This window comes from Bacteroides sp. K03, assembly GCF_019734355.1.
In the GTDB taxonomy this organism is placed as follows: Bacteria; Bacteroidota; Bacteroidia; order Bacteroidales; family Bacteroidaceae; genus Bacteroides; species Bacteroides nordii.
In genome coordinates this window covers 110,257-130,410 of record NZ_JAASHC010000013.1, presented here as the reverse complement: position 1 = coordinate 130,410, position 20,154 = coordinate 110,257, and the positions used below count along the sequence as shown (strand labels likewise).

Genomic DNA, 20,154 nt, shown 5'->3' with positions numbered 1-20,154 from the left:
TCATCCATTTCGGCCGCCGCCATAATGAATATGGCTTATACTTTTAATAATAAGGGCAATCTAATCTCCCGAAGCGATTTACTCACCGGTCACAAGGAAGACTTTACGTATGATGGCATGAACCGTCTGACAGCCTGGAATATAAGTAAAGATAATATTTCACAAACGAGTAACAGTATAGATTATAATCCTACCACCGGAACAATCACTACTAAAAGTGATGTCGGTTTTACTTTCGGCTATGGAGAAGAAAATGGTAAGCCTCATGCCTTGACCTCATTAAGTGGTAAGCCCGATAGAATACCTAATTCAGCTCAGACTGTCACCTATACCGATTTCAAGAAAGTAAAGAATATCAGTTTGGGAAGTAAATCTCTGGTTTTGGATTACGGGGTAGATGAGCAGCGGCGTAAAGGTATCTTTAAAGATGGTAGTGCCACTTTTACCCGTTATTATTCCGGTAATTATGAAGAAGAGGTCGATTCATCGGGTAAAGTTAAAAAGATTCATTATATTAGTGGTGGAGATGGTTTGGCCGGAATTTACATAAACGATGACGGCAATAATCGTTTCTATTCTACTTATTGTGATTATCAAGGTTCACTGTTGGCTTTAACAGATATGAATGGCGTAGTAAAAGAGAGGTACGCCTATGACCCATGGGGGAATCGTCGTAACCCTGCTTCATGGAAAGATACTGAAACACGCACTAAGTTTATTGTTGACAGAGGGTATACTCTGCATGAACATTTGGATGGTTTTGGGTTGATAAACATGAATGGTCGTGTATACGATCCTTTGCTGGGTATGTTTTTAAGTCCTGATCCTTATGTGCAGGCACCTGGTAATTGGTTGAATTACAATCGGTATGGGTACTGCTATGGAAACCCACTATTGTATACGGATCCGAGTGGAGAAACAGCTTGGTTGATACCGGTAATAATTGGAGCAGTAATTGGAGCTTATACAGGTGGTACCATTGCTAATGATGGGCAATATAATCCCGCAAAGTGGGATTATAGCAGTGGTAAAACTTGGGGGTATATGTTTGGAGGGGCTGTTGCTGGAGGAATAAGTGGAGCTACTGGTTGGGCGATAGCAGGGTCTGGTATGCCTATGGCCAATACAGCAGCAATCGCTGGTTCTTCACTGACGAATTCATTAGGTACATGGGCATATACAGGAGGACAAACTCCAGTTTCAATTAGTTTAGGGTTTGCTTCTTATGATCTCAAAAGTAGTCAATGGGGGTATTTGGGTAAGAAAAATAATGAATGGTATGAGAATTTGGGATACGGATTAGGTGCGATGGCGAATTTAGCAGATTTTGGGAAAACAAGTGAATTGTATCTTAATACAGAAAAGAAAAGCTCTATAAATCATTCTGCAATTTTAGAAAAGGACAATAGTATAATTATATCAGAAGGCCCAGGTCAAAATTGGATTGAACCGAAAAAAGCAGTAGATCATTATTTGAACAGGTTTTTGGGAGGTAGTGGAGCTACTAATGAGTATCCAGTTCATGGAAAGAATATGGTGATAAGAAATGTAAATGCTACAACTATAAAGAATTATGGTAAAGTTCTCGATTTTCTAACAAAAAAGGGAAAAGGGATAGTTCCATATAGTTTTTTATATAGTTCGTGTTCTACTCATACGGGATTGGCATTAAATCTATCCGGTATTCCAACTCTATTTTTACATCCTTATACAGTGCAGGCATCTGTCTGGCTTTGGAATAATGGGATTACTCCATCTTTAATTAATAATTCTTATCATTTACAAAACTATAGATGATTATGGGAAATTTAAAGTGTATTATGTTTACGGCTATAATAGTAATATCTTCTTCGTGTTGTACTTCCAAGAAAAGTATGGAGAAATGTAAGATGAAAGAGGTAGAATTCACAGTAGTGAACGAAAACTGTTATTATATAAATATTATATTTAGCCATTGTACCTCGAAAGAATTACGTGAAAATCTTGTAAAAAAGGTAATAGTTAATAAATTTCCTTCGATTAATAACAAAGAAATACAAGTGCAAGAGTACTTGGGAAAACTAAATAACCAATATAAGTATGAAGTAAAAATTGAATAAATCGGTTGGCAGCAAATTGATTGACTTGTTAATTGGCAAGGGTTATGTTACAATGGATGATATTGTTTTATTTTTCAAGATAAAATGTAAATACTATTTGTAATTATAATTTTGCTATCTAATATTTTTTCTGTATTTTGCCACTATTTACCAGTTGAGTCTGCGATATAACGCATTATTATGATGTATAAATAGTTTGTTTTTATGTTTTTAAATATGAAAATGTATTAATCAATAAACGGTTTTTAAATTTTAAAAAATGGACTTTAGTAGAGATTTTTATTGGCATGATGCTGTAATAAAGAGCGTAATTATTGACAGAAATGATCCAGGGGTAGTAGACGAAATATGGGTTGATGTCGTATGCCCAACAGAAAACGAAAAAGGAATAATTCAACGGGTTGTTTTTGAAAGTGTTTTTTGGGTAAATTTAGATCTTAACTTTGGTCATTTTGGAGATAATGTATATAATGCCGATATGTTGGATAGTAACGATAAGAACTTTGTCGATTTTTATTCTAAATGGAAAGGTTATAGAGATAATATAAAGTTAAATGTTTATGTTATTAACTTAACATCTGGTGGGAAAATAAAAATTATAGCAAAAGATTTTCGAATAGAATAACAATAAATTTTTCTATTCTTTTCTAATTTCAAGCAAAAGATTATCATGAATGGAGTATTGTGTTAAATGATGATCCACAATTATGGATAACATGGAAAAATTAGTAGCGAGAAACGTATTGGGATATAATATTGAATATATGTACAATAACGAAAATAGACCAGGTACATGTCCGATCTGTCACAATACAATAGAGAAGGTACCGGATTCTTTGTATAGAGTTTCTAAAAAGAAAGGAGATCTATTTTATACTTATGATAACTTTTGTATCGTTTCTGAAAATTTTAAAAGATTCTGTGATGAAAGAGGATACCCGCATTTAACCTTTGTCGCATTAACTAAATCTATAGGATATTATTTTTTCATGCCGGAAGATATTTACAGGTTAGATAGTATTCGCAGTAGAATGCAATTTATTGATAAAAGAGATTGCTGTGGTAGCTATGATGAAATAATTGGAAGTACGCTCTATAAAGCTTCAGATTTTTCAATGCTCACGGATGACTTTATATGTCGTTCGGAGTATTACTTTGCATCGTACGGATGTAAATCCCCACTTATAATTGTCGGATTAGATACAGCAACAGCAATGAAGGATTATGGCTTGAAAGGGATATATTTTGATAAAGTATTATTGTAATATCTCAAAAAAGCCCCTAACATACAAGTGCAAATGGAAATCATATGCTACCTCGATCTTTATAGCATCTAAAAAAATGAAATATGTAAAATAGGATTCACCCCACTATAAAATATAGGAGAAAAAATATGTTTTTAAGTAATTTCTTTTCTAAGCTATTCCAACATGAAGAAAAGATGGAATACATAACAGGAAAGGCTGCACCTTTTGAAGATGTTTGCCTGTCCGATTTAGAGAAATATCCAATATGGGTATTTGCGATAGACCATGAAGAAGATTATGAAGAAGGTCAGGATGAGTCTTGGATAGCGCCAATCACGAACTCAACAGATGTCGGTGAAGAGTTTTGCGAGGCTTATATTCTCCTCAAAGTGAAGGAGAATGATTGTCCGGTCCTCGCTCATTTTGACATGGGATACATGTTGCTTGATGATCTTTCGTACTGGGATTTTGTAGATGAAGATTGGAAAGAATTTCAATCGCTTGACATTTCATCGCCCATTTATCTTATTTCGGTTCCTTCTATTCTAGGGCAGGCGGCAGTTGAGTTTGTAGTCAATGAAGATAAGGAAAGTGCTAGAATATATAAACATACTATTCCTTAATTTCGGAATAATTAGCGATGTGATAAATTGCATTCGATTGCCGTTGAGTTGCTAAGTATATTGATTTCCCGAAGCGACTTGCTTACGGGGTACAAGGAGGACTTTATGTATGATATCATGAACTGACTGACAGCTTGGAATATAAGTAAAGATAATATAGATTTGGTTATAGAACATTCTGAGATTGTGAATAAAAATAATGAGTCTATTGTTTGTTTCTGTAGGGCCGGATCGTATAAATCTTGGTGCTAAAGAGAGTTGGCATTGGATGAAAGGTACAAATAACTATCATATGTGTGGGGGATCAAACTATCCTATTTGTCATCAAACTTTGCGAGCCAATACAAAAATGATTGATAAATATGGTGTGTGGTTAAATAAATTGGAAAAGAATGGATCGCTCATTTATAGTTTAGAGTTAAGTAGTTGTGTTACTCGTACATCAATGGTCCTTAATATGTTTGGGATTTTTAATATTGGTATTCATCCTTTTTTGCTACATGCAAGTATGTATCTACATACTGATACAAATCTTTATAATACAATGGTGGGATTAATGATGTATAATTATGAATATTGAATTTATTAAATAGTATGAGATTTTTATTATTCTTTTTATTTCACGTTATTATCATGAATAATACTGTGATGTCAGCTCTTAGAATATCAGATAATGAGGTTTTAATAGCGTCTGTCTATAAAGAAATCGAGAATGGATATATTATTTTCTTGATACCTATTGGTGATGAAACAAAAGAAATAACATATAGCTATTCGATAGATACTTTGAATAGAAAAGTTACTTGTTCAAGATTAGGAGAAAAAGTGTACAGTAGTTCAGAACGGAAAAAGTATTTGAATAGTTTTCGATTTAAAACAGCTGATGAGTTTAATAAAAAGCAGAAAAAAAGTTGGAGAGAGAAATACTATAAATATTTTGCGGATGATTTTTTGGATATGACTAACGATAAAAAGATAAATTTATTAGATGAAATGTGTGCAATAAAAATATAAGATTCTTATGCTGCTACTTTGGGAATGCTTTTTAAATGCTTTAATTATTTATAAAGTATAATTTGGAAAAGAAAACGGAGTTGTATAAAATAGGAGTTGATAATTCACCACTACTAAACGATTATGAAACAATTTATTTTTGTATTTTATTTACTATTCCCATTGTCTGGTTATGCCCAAATAATGTTCTATTCAGATATGTTCACGAATAGTCAACTGTGTTTGACACTCAATTCTGACAACAAATTTGACCTTAAGATGTATTTTGATTATCCGGTAGATTATAATAGTCAAACGATCTGTTGGGCTGAAGGAAGTGTGGCATATAAAAACGATACAATTATTTGTTTGGATTCGAAAACAGACAAAAAAATCATTTTTATTAGAAAATTGCATAATGATATTATTAAAGCGATATACTGGAATGATTATAAGGCTGATAGTTATAGATGTCCGAATAATGAGAAGAAGATTCATTTTTCTGATTTAATAACTACAAATCCAGAGTTCCTTATAAGGATTAAGAAAAGTCGATTGAATATAGATACTGATTCTATATTTGTTAGTCTCTATTCATGGGAAAAGGGAAAGAAGAAAATACTTTTTGAAGGTGTTCAAAAGGAATCTTTGAAAGAGAACAAAAAAAGTTGGTTTGAGTGATATTTTAATTGATAGTTGGAATGGAAAAGTTTTATATTATATGTTTTTTGTACAGGCGGATATTTAAGTCTTGCGCGTTTTTATGTAGTGTAGGAGAAGGTTTTGCGTCCGGTTATTGGGGAGTAGCCCCTTTACGGTATCAGTTACCTCCATTTATGAAATCTGTATTGTATTAAATTTGAATAAAACGTTATTATGTAAATACTGTATTAATGCTTAATGTTAGACATTATGAAATTAGAAGTAAATAAGAAGATAATCTTTTTTAGTTTTATTATATGGGCTGTATCTATCCATTCGCAGAAACAAGAGTCGTACTGTTACATTCCTTCAGATAAAGATGTGGATAAAGAAACAACTTTTAATGTTGATGAGATTTTTTATTATGGTATTGATGTTGATTTGAAAAAACAGAGGTATCTCCTTTCCATAGGATTGTATCCCGATTCAGATTCGCACTTTATTAAATTGATATCATATGGTAAATGTTCTATAAAAGACAGTATATTAACAATGTATGATCATGTTCACGATATACAGATGAGTGCTCGATTAGAAAAGAAGGGGCTGTCTTTTATACATTGTTTCCCTTTTTTGAAAAATAAGTTTTTTATGTCTGTATATTTTGAAGACGATTTTGATTATCATATTGAAACGACGTGGAACTTATCTTCGGCAGAAGGAAGACGGATAAACTTTTCTTATCCATTGGATAAGTTGTTTCTTGATGGATATTATAAAATGACAGATGACGACTACTCGATGTATATAAAAGAAAATAATTATGTGTTATTTTATAAAGGGTTACTTTTATCTAAAGGTAAGTTGGCGAAAGGAGGGATAAATGAAATTATATTAGTTGATATGTCGTTAAGTTCGACTTTTTCGGTCTGGTTGGATGGTAATTCATTGAGAAGTATATGTTTACCTGGGATTTATAAGAATGTAACTTTTAGAAAGGTGGAATAATCTATCATATGAAATGAACATGACTGCTTTCCTTTTGCCAAAAGATACGAAGAGGTGTCTCCCTGTTTTAGGTTTGCAGAAATTTAATAATTACAATCCTTTTGAAACGAACAATTATGAGCCACAAGAAGATAGTAGAGTTTGAGCCTTATTCAAAAGGTTTATTATCGAAAGTGAATCGTCAGGGTGAGGTTACGAACTATGATTATGACAGTAATAACAGGCTAAGCGAAATCCGTATTGACGGTAAGCATACTTGTCGCTTTGGTTAAATGGGATACCTAATGTTGGTTTACATCCTTATCTTTTACACGCTACAATTTGGGGATATTCCGCAGGAATAAGACCCGATTTATTTTCTTATTATTTAACGAATAAATATAAAAGATGAAACAGCTAATTTTTACTTTATTATTTATGTTGCTTTATTGTGATAAATTAGATGCTCAATTATCTACTCTTGAACATGACATATATATATGAATTTGCAATGAAGCGGCCAGGGCGAGTTAATTTAGGTTTTCTAATTGTAGAACATGATAAGTATCAAGAAATATCATTCGATATACGTTTTGCAAAAGATAAAATAGATAAAGTGAATAAAACGATTAGAATTCTTCCTTTAGATGATAAAGTCGTTGAACGGTCAGGTGACTTTTATTATAATAGCGATGATTTTGTAAAGAAGCACAGATTAATACCTGATAATATTTATAAAATGATTTCCTCTTCTTTTTTGGAAATGACAAATAAAGAACGGTTACAAATATTAAATAAACTTTTTTGTACTTCTAATAAAAAATCAAATAGATAGAAATTAGGCATGGTAATTGGAGGTGACATTCTGCGTTCTATGTGAGTTGGCTTTTTTTTAAATGATTATGAAAAAAGTCGGAGAGAGTAGTACTATAAATATTTTGCATATGATTAACGATAAAAAGATAAATTTATTAGATGAAATGTGTGCAATAAAAATATAAGATTCTTATGCTACTACTTTGGGAATGCTTTTTAAATGCTTTAATTATTTATAAAGTATAATTTGGAAAAGAAAACGGAGTTGTATAAAATAGGAGTTGATAATTCACCACTACTAAACGATTATGAAACAATTTATTTTTGTATTTTATTTACTATTCCCATTGTTTGGTTATGCCCAAATAATGTTCTATTCAGATATGTTCACGAATAGTCAACTGTGTTTGACACTCAACTCTGACAACGAATTTGACCTTAAGATGTATTTTGATTATCCGGTAGATTATGATAGTCAAACGATCTGTTGGGCTGAAGGAAGTGTGGCATACAAAAACGATACAATTATTTGTTTGGATTCGAAAACAGACAAAAAAATCATTTTTATTAGAAAATTGCATAATGATATTATTAAAGCGATATACTGGAATGATTATAAGGCTGATAGTTATAGATGTCCGAATAATGGGAAGAAGATTCATTTTTCTGATTTAATAACTACAAATCCGGAGTTCTTTATAAGGATTAAGAAAAGTCGATTGAATATAGACACTGATTCTATATTTGTTAGTCTCTATTCATGGGAAAAGGGAAAGAAGAAAATACTCTTTGAAGGATTTCAAAGAGAACCTTCAAAGAAAAATAAAAGATTTTGGTTTGATTAAGAAGTATTCTAAATGGGGTTTAATGATAACTAATTCGGCTATTTTTTATTAGCTCCGAATGGTAATCATATGCGATCTTAATTAAATAATCCAGGCCCTGATATTCGACAACATTTCCTTATATCACAGAGGTTTGGTGCATTAAAAGGATTCTATGATAGTTATCCGCATAAATATTAGGATGCAAGGCTGATTTTTATCGTAATAATCATATCATGAGATAGTGAGACATCAGTGATTAAAAAGTGAAACTTTGAAAATTTAGAATTAAAAGATAAGTTCCCTTCTTTTACCCCGCCCAGTTCTCTCTATCCAGATTGCGGTAGCTGATGGCTTCCGCCAGATGGGCTGGGAGTATTTGTTCGCTTCCTTCCAGATCGGCAATGGTTCGTGATACTTTCAATATACGGTCATAGGCACGGGCGGACAAGTTGAAGCGTTCCATGGCGTTTTTTAGCAAAGTAAGTCCTTTGTTGTCGGGTTGTGCATAGGTAGAGATTAGTTTGCTTGTCATTTGAGCATTACAGTAGATGCCGGGATGATTGGAGAAGCGTTGTTCCTGTATCTGTCGGGCTTTTATTACACGTTTGCGAATTTCGCTACTTGGTTCTGCCGGTCGTTTACTAGCCATTTCTTCAAAAGGAACGGGGACTATCTCTATCTGTATGTCAATTCGGTCAAGTAGGGGACCGGATATTTTATTCAGGTACTTCTGTACCTGTCCGGGAGAGCAAACACAAGCTTTCGTAGGGTGATTGTAATATCCGCAGGGACAGGGATTCATGGAGGCGATCAAGGTAAAGCTGGCAGGATAATCAATGCTGCATTTTACCCGCGAAATGGTGATGCGGCGATCTTCCAATGGTTGGCGTAGTACTTCTAATACCCCTCTTTGAAACTCAGGTAACTCATCCAGAAAGAGTACACCATTGTGTGCCAGGCTAATTTCGCCCGGCTGAGGGAAACTACCTCCTCCTACCATTGCTGTTTGTGAGATGGTATGATGTGGATCGCGGAAAGGACGTTGGGATATGAGTGAGGCATTACGTCCCAATTTTCCGGCAACAGAGTGTATCTTGGTGGTTTCCAGACTTTCGCCCAGGGAAAGAGGGGGAAGTATAGAAGGTAAGCGCTTAGCCATCATTGATTTACCGCAACCAGGAGCGCCAACGAGAATCAGATTGTGTCCGCCGGCTGCTGCTACTTCAAGAGCGCGTTTTACATTTTCCTGCCCTTTTACATCAGAGAAGTCGCATTCAAAGTTTTCCTGTTGGGCATAGAATTCTTCCCGGGTATTGACTATGGTAGGTTGTAGTTCCTGCTTCCCATTGAAAAATTCAATTACTTCCCGGATATTGGTTACACCATACACATTCAGGTTATTAACAACTGCTGCTTCGCGTGCATTTTGCTGCGGTACGATCAGCCCTTCAAATCCTTCTTCACGTGCTTTAATTGCGATGGGCAATGCACCGGTGATGGGTTGTATACTTCCATCAAGGCTTAGCTCACCCATCATCAGATAGTGCGGGAGCTTTTCGCAGGAAATGGTTTCATTGGCTGCAAGAATACCTATTGCGAGGGGAAGATCGTAGGCTGATCCTTCCTTGCGAATATCTGCCGGGGCCATATTGATAACAATATTGCTGGTAGGCATTTTGTATCCGGTCACTTGCAGGGCAGAAATAATACGTTGATGACTTTCTTTCACAGCAGAGTCGGGCAAACCAACCAGGTAGAACATACAGCCTCTTGAACTGTTTACTTCGATGGTAATGATCGTTGCGTCAATACCTTGTATGGCAGCGCCACAAACCTTTATTAACATATTCTTTGTTTATGTTTGTTGTACGAATTTGATAATACCCCGGTAAAGGTAATTAAATAAACCGAAAAGAATAATGGCACGGTGTTGAATAATTTCTTTTATTTGAAAAATAACATTTTACTGTGTGATATTTTGTGTGAAATCTTTTGGAAATTTACCAAATTGTTCATAAAAGCATTTAGCGAAATAAGATGCTGAATTAAATCCAACCAAAAAGCGAACTTCATTTATTCTATATTTACCTGTAGCCAACAACTCTGCACTTTTATTTAAACGAATGAGTTTAATATAATTATTAGGAGTTACTCCAGTAATACTTTTAATTTTGTTATGTAAGCTAGTACGGCTGATAGCAAAATCAGAAGCTATATTATCTATAGAAAATTCCTCTGATGACATATTTTTCAGGATGAGCTCATTTAACTTCTTGATAAATAGTGCATTTTCACTATCTGTTTCATTGTTTAGTTTATAATACTCTAAAGGTGATTCGATGAACTTCTTATGTATATTATGTCTGTTTTCAAGAACACTATTGATTTGTGCTTTTAATTGTTCTATAGAAAATGGTTTTTCCATATATACATCTGCGCCTTTTTTTAAGCCGTTAATTTTGGTTCCTGTATCAGTCTTTGCCGACAGCAAAATAAGAGGAAGATGGGAGAATGAAATATTACTTTTTATTTGATTGCATAATTCCAATCCATCCATTTCAGGCATTAGTATGTCCGAAACTATGATATCGATCATATTGCCACTATTCAGAATACTCATTGCTTCTACTCCGTTTTTTGCTTCTAAAACAGTATAGTTATCGGATAAACAGTCGTTTATAAAGGTCCGAAGTTCTGCATTGTCTTCTACAATCAAAATGACCTGTTTTGATTTCTGGTGGACTGATTTGGGGGATTCTGTAGGAGGTATCTCTGTTTCGATAATCTCATGTTTCATTATTAGTTTTTCTTTTAACGGGTTGGTCGGCAGTACTAATGTGAAGATACTTCCTTTACCATATTCGGACTGAACTTGAATATCTCCTCCTAACTTACGTGCCAGTGCTTTTGAGAAAGAAAGGCCAATTCCTGTCCCCCCAAGATTTTGAAAATGCTGTTTTGTTTCCTGTATTTGATAAAAAGGAAGAAATATTTTCTGTTGTTCGCTACTTCTGATACCATTTCCGTCATCAATGATGGAAATAAGAATTTTAGAATCATTCTCTTTTTGTAGTTTTATGTTGATTTGTGTTTTAGTGAATTTTACAGCATTAGAAACAAGGTTACTCACTATTTTATAGAGAGCCTCAGGATCTACATCTTCAATAATTGGTTCATTTTCTGCTTCGAATGATATTTTTATTTGTTGCTGGTAAGAACTTTGCTTATACTGATTGTAAACTTGTTGTACGATTTGGGTTATATTTTGTTGACTGATGTTCAGAATAAACATGTCGTTTTCTATTTTTCTGAAGTCAAGTAATTGATTAATAAGTATTAGTAGACGGTCCGTATTTCGTTTAATAACTGACAAATATTTTTGTGTTTGCATATTACCATCTTTGGTGGCAATAATCATTTCCAGTGGTCCGGTAATAAGTGAGAGTGGGGTTTTTATTTCGTGAGCTATATTAGTAAAGAAATTTATTTTTGCTTCATATGTCTCTTTCTCTTTAGCTACCTGATATCTGTATTGTTTCTTTTCGTTTTCAGTTATTAAATGCTTTTTGTATCGATTGATAACATAACTTACGATGATGGTACACAGGATGATATAGAGTATAATCATGTAATACTCTTGCCAAAAAGGAGGTCTGATTCGGAGCGCTATACTATAACCATTATTATTCCAGATTCCATTATTATTACTTCCTTTTACAGTAAATGTATATTTTCCTGGAGGTATATTCATGTAATATGCTGTATTATTTGATGTGTAGTTCCAGTTTTTATCAAATCCTTTTAGCATGTATGCATATTTGTTAGTTTCCGGAAAAATATAACTTAATGCAATAAAATCAAAACTGAAGGTTGATTGTTTGGAAGAGAGCACAATTTCTTTTGTATTACTTATCGATTTTTTTAAAGGGGAACCTTGACCTATCGGTAATTCTTCATTGAAAACTTTGAAACTGGTGATATGTATAGGAGGAGTGATGTTATTTTCTGTAAATTCCGATGGGTTAATTGAAATAAATCCATTCGTGCCTCCGAAATAGAGCAGGCCGGCAGATCCACGTAGGGCGCATCTAAAGTTGTATTGTATCTCTTGTCCAATATAGCCAAATGTTTTGATATACTCAGTTGTATTGTTTTGAACAATCTGTGCTAATCCTTTTGGAGTACTAATCCATATATTCCCATATTTGTCATCTATGATTGAGTAAATGATGTCTGAAGGCATTCCATTCTCAAGATTGAATGTGTTTTTGATTTTCTTCTGAGCTATATTAAAAACAATTACTCCTTTTTCTTTAGTTCCTATCCATAAATCATTTTTTTCTCTGTTATATAATAAACAGCTGAGGTTATTTATATCAATTTTATTGGAAATGTCGGAGAAATGTTGCCATTCCCCATTGGGATATAGGCAGTAAAGCCCATAAGCATGTGTAGCAAACCAAATTGTTCCGGATGCACTTTCTGTCATATCTGCAATAGGACGACCAGATAAAGCTTCTGGCCTTTTTAATTTTTGTCCGGGACACATGATGGCACATCCGCCTTCTTCCAGGGCAAATATTAGAGTACCGTTTTGGGTTTTAAATATTGATTTTCCTTCAATCGTATTGAGTGGGATTGTTGCAATTACCTTACCATTTGTAGCAGAAATGATTCTCACTCCTCTTCCGTAAATACTTACGTACAATGTGTCATTGGATAAATAAAGGTTTTGTATATTGTGATAATCCAACATAAAGGTATTACCTAATTGTTTAGTTTGGGGATTGTAACGGTATACAATGTTATTATTATGGGTAGATAACAATATATTCTGTTTGTTATCTTCCACCATACTGCTGGTGATGGAATGTTTTTGAGCAGTTGCTGCTTCTATATCGTAGAAGGATATAAATTTATTGACGTTTGGGGCGAAATAAGTGACTCCGTTGAAGTAGGTTCCAACCCAGAATGCCCCTTCTTTGTCACGAGAAATACAGAATGTAGAATTATCGACTATACTCCTATCGGAATATTCTTCTTTTACTATTTGAAAGCTTTCTGTCGATTTATTCAGGAGTATGAGGCCTTTGTCTGATCCCATGATGAGTTCCTTGTCTGAGTAGGGGGTTATCGATTTTATATTACCAATATTGGAGAGATAATGACTACATTCATTTTTTGTAGGATTATATTTAAAAAGACCGTTTGTGAAAGTACCTATCCACAAATTATTATCTTCATCACAATAGATGGAATATATTGATTGTTTGTTTACGTCGAGTTTAGGATGTTTTATTGGAGTAAATGTGTCATTTGATGAATTGAAAAGCACAAGACCATACCCTGCTGTTCCTATCCAAATATTATTTTGTTGATCGTTTACTATTGTCCAAATAAAATTTGATGGAATACTTTGGGGCGTTTTTGAGGCTACAAAGTGTTTTTGAACACGAAGATTATTGTCTAATTGGAATAATCCTTCACCATGAGTTGCGATCAAAATGTTGCCATGGGAATCTTCCATTATGTCATTTACAGTGATATCATTTTGTTTTTCTTTCTTTAAAGCAATATGATGAAAGTGATCGTATTCCCGGTCATAATAATATAGTCCTCTGCGTGTTCCTATTAACATTCGATGCTTTGAATCTTCTTTTATACAATGTATAAAATTGTGCCCAATTGATAAGGAGTCTTGAAGACGATTTTTGTATACTTTGAAATTTTTCCCGTCAAAACGATTAAGCCCGTCATTCGTTCCAATCCAGATAAACCCTTGGCTATCTTGCATGATTGCCCACACACAGTTGTTAGATAAGCCGCTTTCTTTTTGATAGTTTCGGAAGCAGGAACCTTGCACGTTGAATTGTATTAGACAACAAAGTATTGCCAGGACAAGCGTATGTTTCATAGTCTTATTTTGATTGAAAAACGTAGGCAAAATTAAACATTTTATTTAGAACCTGTTTAATTTTAAAAGTTTGAGATAAAAAGAGTGTTTCTTTTTACCTTGAATTTAGTTACCGATTTGAAATAGCATTTATTCAATGGATTTAAAAAACACAGTGGCAAGTTATTAAGAAAATCCTGAATTTGCAAGAAGAAAACAAAAATATGATTTACGTATGAAATGGAATACCATATTTTATTAAAAAAAATGGAATGTGAAAGGCGCATATTTCTTTCACTGGTGTAGAATCTATTTTTTTATGGAGCTGCCGAGATCAAGAAAGTAGAAGGGGGGGAACGAGCTATTATGTTATATATAGATTAAAGGCATTTTGCTATTTGGTAGAGAAAATAATAAGATTGATGTATTTCTTTGTTACATTACTTTATTAGTTGTAATATATTTGTCTTTTCTTGTTATATTTTACTCTTTTTGGTTACTCTTTGATTCCTTTTGTGATTGTTATTTTATTGATAAATAGATTTTTATCTTGATCTTATACTTATGCAGTATATCTTGGGGAATATAAATCGTGAGTTTGTTATCAATTGTTTTTTTTCTGTCGGATATTGTCCTCTGATAAATAAAAAGCCTAATATATTTGTTGCCGGTATTAATCATTAAAAAGTAATATTATGAAAAGAAGAACAATTACCAAGATGCTTTATGTTGTTATAGCATTTGTTTTGAATAATCAAAATCTGAATGCACAGGCTACTGAACCACCTGAATTCTTGCCTGAATCTCCTATATATTTGGATGGACGTATTATTAATAATATTCAATTAAATATAGGTGAGAATGTAATAACTGATTTACCTAAGTCCTTTTTATTATTGATGGGCAAAAAGTAACAGTTGAGTAACTTCTTTAACTAAACAAATATATGAGAACAAGAGAAATTTATAATCAATCTTGGTGAGGTGTACCAGAGACTAATGGTACTACATATTTCAAAAGAAATGATGTCTCGAAATGATCATTCATTTGTCAGGATAAGTCCTGTAATAATATTTTTTTTACTTATAACTAATAATACAATGAAAAAAGGAATATTTACTAAAGTTTTTTACTTGGTAGCTATCTTATTGCTGGCTACGCAAGATATTTTCGCAGATGTTAGTAATCCACCCCAAACAATCCCTGTTCCCCCAACTCAGGAAGCAGCTTCTGTCAAATCGATTTTTTGTGAGGAATATACCGATATTACATCTATTAAAGGCTTTAGTGGGCGAGGAAGCGCTACTGCAACTGTAAAGTCTGTGATGGGGAATGATATGATTTATTTTGATCAGGGCCTTGGTGGATGGTCTTTTGTTGAATTAGGGACTACGATAAATCTTGATGATTGCGTAGCACTTTGCTTTGACATTTATGTAGTTAAAACCGGATTTACTTTAAAAGTTTATTTTGGACAGGGTGCTTCTGTCACAATACCAACACCTTTAGTAGAAGGATGGAATAAAATCGAGATTAAACTGGATGATTACCGAAATTTGCCTGCTGGAAAAATACCTGATCTTACCCAGATAAGTAAAATAGGTTTTATAAATGGCGGTGGATATGATAGGACTGTCTATATTGATAACATTTACGCTTATGGGGATTTAGGCGGCGATAATCCCTCAGTGGATCCGAATGCACCTACGGTGGCTGCTCCTACACCTAAGCATAAAGATACGGATGTAAAATCGATTTTTAGTGATGCCTATGACAACATTACTAATTTAATTTTAAACAATCCCGGCAGCCCGGCAGCGGAAATGGCAGTAGTAACACCTTTTGAAGGCGATAATATGCTTAGGTTCAATTCATTAAACTGGGCCTTGGTTAAATTTGACCCGACTCTAAATCTTGATGGCATGGATTATCTCCATTTTGATGTTTGGGCAGAAAGTACACGTACTATTAAACTCGGTCTTGGTAATTGGTCGTCACAAGCAAACACAGATGCTCTAACCTTAAATGCCGGATGGACAAGTTTTGACATACCGATGAGTGTGTTTAAGAGTGCTGACTTAACTAACATTATTGTTTCTAAAATATTCAGCGGCAATGGCTTTGCTATTACAAGGTTGTATTTTGATAATATATATACGTATAAAGGTGATCCGGTTGGGACACCCATAATATATATAGAACCTGCGCCGGAGCCGATATTAGCCCCTAAAACTGTTAAGTCTGTTTTTACGGACAAATACAACAATATAGCCAATCTTGAAGAAGGTGGTACTGTTGGCCTCACGGATTTTGATCTTGTATACCGTCTTACGGAGGCTGATAAAGTCTTGAGAATATGCTCTCTTGAAGAGATGACACTCCATACAACTGCTACACTTGACTTTAGTGATATGGAGAATATACATTTCAGTATGTATTGTGATGGCGAAGGAGGGAGTGGTACACTTGAAATTGGATTCCAGGCCCAAGGATCGGAAACGGCTTATTATTCCTCGTTATTTCCTGTTCTCAAAACAGACGAATGGAATTATGTGAATATCCCGGTTCACGAGTTGAAAGAAGCCGGACTGGATTGTTCTAAGATAGATAAAATACTTTTCCGTGGCTCGGGTAATATCTATATTGATAATATTTTTGCTTTTAAAGGTGACTATGCTATGGGATTAGGAGAAGAAGGGACTATTTCTGTTGACTGGAATTTGGCATCGGCAGATGATGTTCTTCCTGATAAGGAGAAGGCTTATTTAGGTGTAAATCTGGCGCAAGGTTCAGGGGGAACAGTTCATGGTGTATTTAATACAAACTATTCTTATCCAACATTTAAGGATCTTCACTATTTTAAATCAAAAGGTGTACGGCTTATTCGTTTTCCTTTTCGTTGGGAACGTGTACAACATGAAGTAAATGGACCGTTGGATATGGAACTTGATATGAAAAAGATCAAGGAGGTAATTGCTGAGGCCGAACGTATCGGTATGTATGTGATGCTTGATATGCATGATTATTGTCGTAGGAATGTTGATGGTGTAACTTGTAAGATCAGTGATTCTGGAAAATTGACAAAAGAACATTTAGCTGATGTGTGGAAGAAAATAGCTGTTGAGTGTCAGATGTACAAGAATATTTGGGGATATGATATAATGAATGAACCTTATGGTTTAGATAAGGGCGTATGGTATTCGACAGCACAAGCTGTTATTGATGCTATTAGAACTGTAGATATGCAAACGCCTATAGTAATAGAGGGTGAAAGTTATGCGTCTTCATCTACGTGGCCTTCAACCGGTGGAGGATTAATTGGATTGAATGATCCGGCTAATAATTTGATTTTTCAGGCACATTGTTATTTTGATAAAGATAAAAGTGGGCATTATAATTTGGGAGATTTTGATAAGGAAGTTTCTGATCCACAACAACATATTAAACGTTTGCAACCATTTGTAGAATGGCTGAAAGAACATAATCAACGTGGAATTTTAGGTGAATTTGGGGTACCAGGAAATGATGTTCGCTGGTTGAATTTGCTGGATGAAGTTATTGCTTATCTCAAAGAAAATCGTGTTGCTGCTACATATTGGGTAGCAGGTGGATGGTCATCTAATGATAAGGTAAGTATTCATCCGCTGAAAAACTATACTGTGGAAAGAGCTCAAATGAGAATTTTTGAGAAATACACAAAAGATTATGATAACACTTCGTCAGGAACAGGATGCATTTTACATAATGAATCTGGAGATTTGGAAATTTATTCTGATGTAACAGCTGATCATGTGTACGTTAAAGCGGATAAGGCTATGAAAAGTATTGCCCTGTTTACTATGTCCGGGCAGTGTATAAAGAAGGAAAGTATTGGCTCATCTGAAGCAAGAATTGTAACTGACGGATTAGTTCCGGGTGTATATCTGATCCGGATTCTTATAGAAAACGGAAGTGTTAGGAATTTTAAATTTGTAAAATATTAAAAGATGAAAGTTTCTCATATAATAGGTATTGTTTTATTTTTTTTTATGGCAGGAATGGTTTCTTGTAAGGAAACAGTTAAGCAATCCTTTAAAGAACCATCTGCCTTAAAAGTAAAAAAGAATGTTTTTATTAATGATTCAGGAAAGATTGTTAGATTGTGTGGCGTGAGTTTCTCAGATCCGGATAAGTTGAAAAAAGAGAATCAATGGAATTTACGTTATTTTGAAGAAGCGCGGCGTTGGGGATGTAATGTGATACGTTTACCAATACATCCTTACACATGGCGCTATCGCGGAGTAGAAGATTATCTAAAAATACTGGATCAGGGAGTGGAATGGGCCAGGCAAACCAATATGTATGTTATTATTGATTGGCATGCTATCGGTAATCTGCCGGAAAATGTTTATCCTCATTTTAATTATGCTACCAATTGGGCAGAAACTATAAACTTTTGGAAAATTATAGCTGAACATTATAAGGGTAATTCTACTGTGGCTTTTTATGAGTTGTTTAATGAACCATGTGATCAAGGAAAACCATTGAGTTGGGATGCGTGGCAGCCCCTGATGGAACAGTTGATAGATAGTATCAATATGATTGATGATCAGAAAGTATATTTGGTGGCTGGAATGAATTGGGCTTATTTACTTGATGAAGTCGTGCAAAAACCGGTAGATCGTAATAATGTTGCTTATGTGACACATCCTTATCCTCAAAAGGTAGATGCACCTTGGGAGGATAAATGGGAAAGAAACTGGGGGCATGTCGCTGACCATTATCCGGTGGTGGCTACCGAAATGGGATATGTGGTGAAAGGACAACGTGGTGAACACATTCCATGTATAGGTGATGAAAAATATGGTGAAGCTATTATTAATTATCTTGATAAAAAGGGAATTTCATACACAGTGTGGTGTTTTGATCCTTCTTGGGCACCTGCGCTTTTGGACGATTTTGACTTCAATCTCACACGACAAGGAGAATTCTTTAAAAGAAAGTTACAAATGAAATAGTTGTTTTTACTTACATTAAAATTTATTATTATGAAAAAGTTTTTATTCGTGTTGTTGGCCGTATGGGTTGCTACCACTAATCTTACGGCGCAAGTGGCTTCAGATGTCGTGATTTATAAAGGAACAGATATTGATCCGAATGGAAAGGCGGATGATAATATTTGGAAGGATATTACACCGGTTGATATAACTAACGTTTTTAATTATGAGGAGCCTACGGTAACCTCTTTCTTTAAGATGTTTTACACCGATGAATATATTTATGTCTTGGTTGATGTCACTGATGATGTTCATTATCCGGCTTGGTTGGCCAACGATGTAAAAAATCAATGGAAATATGATAAAGTAGAAATTTATTTTGATATTAACGATAATCTGAAAGATGGGCAAGGGCCTGCTTACATTGATGGTGTAATGGCACCTGGACATTACCAAATAGCACCTGCATTGACAGAAGAAGGTTATGGAGAACCATTTGTAACAGAGGGAGTATTATATGGGACTATGAGTGATATGGCTACAGTTTGTTATGATATGAAGCCCGACGGAAAAGGATATGTTGTAGAGTGCCAGATCCCTATTTATGCATTTGTTAATGATAAAGGCGAAGAGTTGGATGTAGATAAACTTACTTCTTTACCTCAAGGTATGGGCTTCGATATAATAATTGTTGATAATGACAATGATGGCAAAGGACGTAAAAGAGCTGTTTGGAAGAATATCGGACCTACTGAACCTTATAATAATATGGATGCCTGCGGTGTAATAACTTTTAGTACAGCTACTCCTTCCGGGTTATCTCAAACAGATACATCCTCTGTTTATGTTCACTATGATAAACGAGCGGAAACAGTTGCTGTTAAAGGTGATTGTAGTAGAGTTGTATTTATCGCTGCCTCTGGTTCAGAAGTGAAAACTGCTGAAACAAATATTTCGGAAATAGATGTGACTGATTTACAATCTGGTTTGTACCTTCTTAAATTATATTATGGTGACCATTTGCTGAAAGTGGTTAAGATCGTTAAATAAT

General features: G+C 34.3%; 17 protein-coding genes. 15 read left to right on the top strand and 2 right to left on the bottom strand.

What is annotated here, in order from left to right:
* From HCG69_RS11385 to HCG69_RS11335, 11 genes are all read left to right on the top strand, one after another.
* The coding region (locus HCG69_RS11385; RefSeq protein ID WP_255585836.1) for an RHS repeat domain-containing protein at positions 1 to 1,797 on the top strand (1,797 nt) is incomplete at its 5' end.
* Positions 1,798 to 2,358: 561 nt separating this feature from the next.
* On the top strand, positions 2,359 to 2,724 hold the full coding sequence (locus tag HCG69_RS11380) for a hypothetical protein (RefSeq protein ID WP_221650146.1): 366 nt from the start codon (positions 2,359 to 2,361) through the stop codon (positions 2,722 to 2,724).
* A 91-nt stretch (positions 2,725 to 2,815) separates the two neighbouring features.
* A complete protein-coding gene (locus HCG69_RS11375; RefSeq protein WP_221650145.1) occupies positions 2,816 to 3,364 on the top strand; it encodes a hypothetical protein in 549 nt (182 codons plus the stop codon).
* A 128-nt stretch (positions 3,365 to 3,492) separates the two neighbouring features.
* Positions 3,493 to 3,969, top strand: coding sequence for a hypothetical protein (locus tag HCG69_RS11370; RefSeq protein WP_221650144.1), 477 nt, complete (start codon positions 3,493 to 3,495; stop codon positions 3,967 to 3,969).
* Between the two features lie 199 nt (positions 3,970 to 4,168).
* Positions 4,169 to 4,549 (top strand): hypothetical protein, encoded by a 381-nt coding sequence (locus tag HCG69_RS11365; protein ID WP_221650143.1) that lies wholly within the window; start codon positions 4,169 to 4,171, stop codon positions 4,547 to 4,549.
* Positions 4,550 to 4,563: 14 nt separating this feature from the next.
* A complete protein-coding gene (locus tag HCG69_RS11360; protein WP_195660439.1) occupies positions 4,564 to 4,983 on the top strand; it encodes a hypothetical protein in 420 nt (139 codons plus the stop codon).
* 123 nt (positions 4,984 to 5,106) lie between these two features.
* Positions 5,107 to 5,643 carry a hypothetical protein gene (locus HCG69_RS11355; RefSeq protein WP_221650142.1) on the top strand — a complete coding sequence of 179 codons (537 nt, stop codon included), beginning with the start codon at positions 5,107 to 5,109 and terminating at the stop codon, positions 5,641 to 5,643.
* Positions 5,644 to 5,874: 231 nt separating this feature from the next.
* Positions 5,875 to 6,612 (top strand): hypothetical protein, encoded by a 738-nt coding sequence (locus HCG69_RS11350; RefSeq protein WP_221650141.1) that lies wholly within the window; start codon positions 5,875 to 5,877, stop codon positions 6,610 to 6,612.
* 101 nt (positions 6,613 to 6,713) lie between these two features.
* The gene (locus HCG69_RS11345; protein WP_221650140.1) at positions 6,714 to 6,884 is read left to right on the top strand and encodes an RHS repeat domain-containing protein; all 171 of its coding nucleotides are present in this window, start codon (positions 6,714 to 6,716) and stop codon (positions 6,882 to 6,884) included.
* A 194-nt stretch (positions 6,885 to 7,078) separates the two neighbouring features.
* Positions 7,079 to 7,426 (top strand): hypothetical protein, encoded by a 348-nt coding sequence (locus HCG69_RS11340; RefSeq protein ID WP_221650139.1) that lies wholly within the window; start codon positions 7,079 to 7,081, stop codon positions 7,424 to 7,426.
* Positions 7,427 to 7,715: 289 nt separating this feature from the next.
* Positions 7,716 to 8,252 (top strand): hypothetical protein, encoded by a 537-nt coding sequence (locus tag HCG69_RS11335; protein ID WP_221650138.1) that lies wholly within the window; start codon positions 7,716 to 7,718, stop codon positions 8,250 to 8,252.
* Positions 8,253 to 8,541: 289 nt separating this feature from the next.
* Here HCG69_RS11335 and HCG69_RS11330 read toward each other — a convergent pair whose 3' ends face one another.
* Together HCG69_RS11330 and HCG69_RS11325 are read right to left on the bottom strand one after the other, a co-directional pair.
* A complete protein-coding gene (locus HCG69_RS11330) occupies positions 8,542 to 10,080 on the bottom strand; it encodes a YifB family Mg chelatase-like AAA ATPase (protein WP_221650137.1) in 1,539 nt (512 codons plus the stop codon).
* 117 nt (positions 10,081 to 10,197) lie between these two features.
* Positions 10,198 to 14,148, bottom strand: a complete 3,951-nt coding sequence (locus tag HCG69_RS11325; RefSeq protein WP_255585834.1) for a two-component regulator propeller domain-containing protein — start codon at positions 14,146 to 14,148, stop codon at positions 10,198 to 10,200.
* A 674-nt stretch (positions 14,149 to 14,822) separates the two neighbouring features.
* Here HCG69_RS11325 and HCG69_RS11320 point away from each other — a divergent pair.
* From HCG69_RS11320 to HCG69_RS11305, 4 genes are all read left to right on the top strand, one after another.
* A complete protein-coding gene (locus HCG69_RS11320; RefSeq protein WP_221650135.1) occupies positions 14,823 to 15,041 on the top strand; it encodes a hypothetical protein in 219 nt (72 codons plus the stop codon).
* Between the two features lie 186 nt (positions 15,042 to 15,227).
* Positions 15,228 to 18,110 (top strand): cellulase family glycosylhydrolase, encoded by a 2,883-nt coding sequence (locus HCG69_RS11315; protein ID WP_221650134.1) that lies wholly within the window; start codon positions 15,228 to 15,230, stop codon positions 18,108 to 18,110.
* Positions 18,111 to 18,113: 3 nt separating this feature from the next.
* Positions 18,114 to 19,124 carry a glycoside hydrolase family 5 protein gene (locus HCG69_RS11310; RefSeq protein WP_007482869.1) on the top strand — a complete coding sequence of 337 codons (1,011 nt, stop codon included), beginning with the start codon at positions 18,114 to 18,116 and terminating at the stop codon, positions 19,122 to 19,124.
* Positions 19,125 to 19,154: 30 nt separating this feature from the next.
* Positions 19,155 to 20,153 carry a sugar-binding protein gene (locus tag HCG69_RS11305; protein WP_195350177.1) on the top strand — a complete coding sequence of 333 codons (999 nt, stop codon included), beginning with the start codon at positions 19,155 to 19,157 and terminating at the stop codon, positions 20,151 to 20,153.
* The last annotated feature ends 1 nt before the right edge of the window (position 20,154 follow it).

Coding starts and splice junctions, on each gene's coding strand:
- HCG69_RS11380 (WP_221650146.1), top strand. CDS start 2,359: ATGGACTTTAGTAGAGATTTTTATTGGCATGATGCTGTAATAAAGAGC.
- HCG69_RS11375 (WP_221650145.1), top strand. CDS start 2,816: ATGGAAAAATTAGTAGCGAGAAACGTATTGGGATATAATATTGAATAT.
- HCG69_RS11370 (WP_221650144.1), top strand. CDS start 3,493: ATGTTTTTAAGTAATTTCTTTTCTAAGCTATTCCAACATGAAGAAAAG.
- HCG69_RS11365 (WP_221650143.1), top strand. CDS start 4,169: ATGAGTCTATTGTTTGTTTCTGTAGGGCCGGATCGTATAAATCTTGGT.
- HCG69_RS11360 (WP_195660439.1), top strand. CDS start 4,564: ATGAGATTTTTATTATTCTTTTTATTTCACGTTATTATCATGAATAAT.
- HCG69_RS11355 (WP_221650142.1), top strand. CDS start 5,107: ATGAAACAATTTATTTTTGTATTTTATTTACTATTCCCATTGTCTGGT.
- HCG69_RS11350 (WP_221650141.1), top strand. CDS start 5,875: ATGAAATTAGAAGTAAATAAGAAGATAATCTTTTTTAGTTTTATTATA.
- HCG69_RS11340 (WP_221650139.1), top strand. CDS start 7,079: ATGACATATATATATGAATTTGCAATGAAGCGGCCAGGGCGAGTTAAT.
- HCG69_RS11335 (WP_221650138.1), top strand. CDS start 7,716: ATGAAACAATTTATTTTTGTATTTTATTTACTATTCCCATTGTTTGGT.
- HCG69_RS11330 (WP_221650137.1), bottom strand. CDS start 10,080: ATGTTAATAAAGGTTTGTGGCGCTGCCATACAAGGTATTGACGCAACG.
- HCG69_RS11325 (WP_255585834.1), bottom strand. CDS start 14,148: ATGAAACATACGCTTGTCCTGGCAATACTTTGTTGTCTAATACAATTC.
- HCG69_RS11320 (WP_221650135.1), top strand. CDS start 14,823: ATGAAAAGAAGAACAATTACCAAGATGCTTTATGTTGTTATAGCATTT.
- HCG69_RS11315 (WP_221650134.1), top strand. CDS start 15,228: ATGAAAAAAGGAATATTTACTAAAGTTTTTTACTTGGTAGCTATCTTA.
- HCG69_RS11310 (WP_007482869.1), top strand. CDS start 18,114: ATGAAAGTTTCTCATATAATAGGTATTGTTTTATTTTTTTTTATGGCA.
- HCG69_RS11305 (WP_195350177.1), top strand. CDS start 19,155: ATGAAAAAGTTTTTATTCGTGTTGTTGGCCGTATGGGTTGCTACCACT.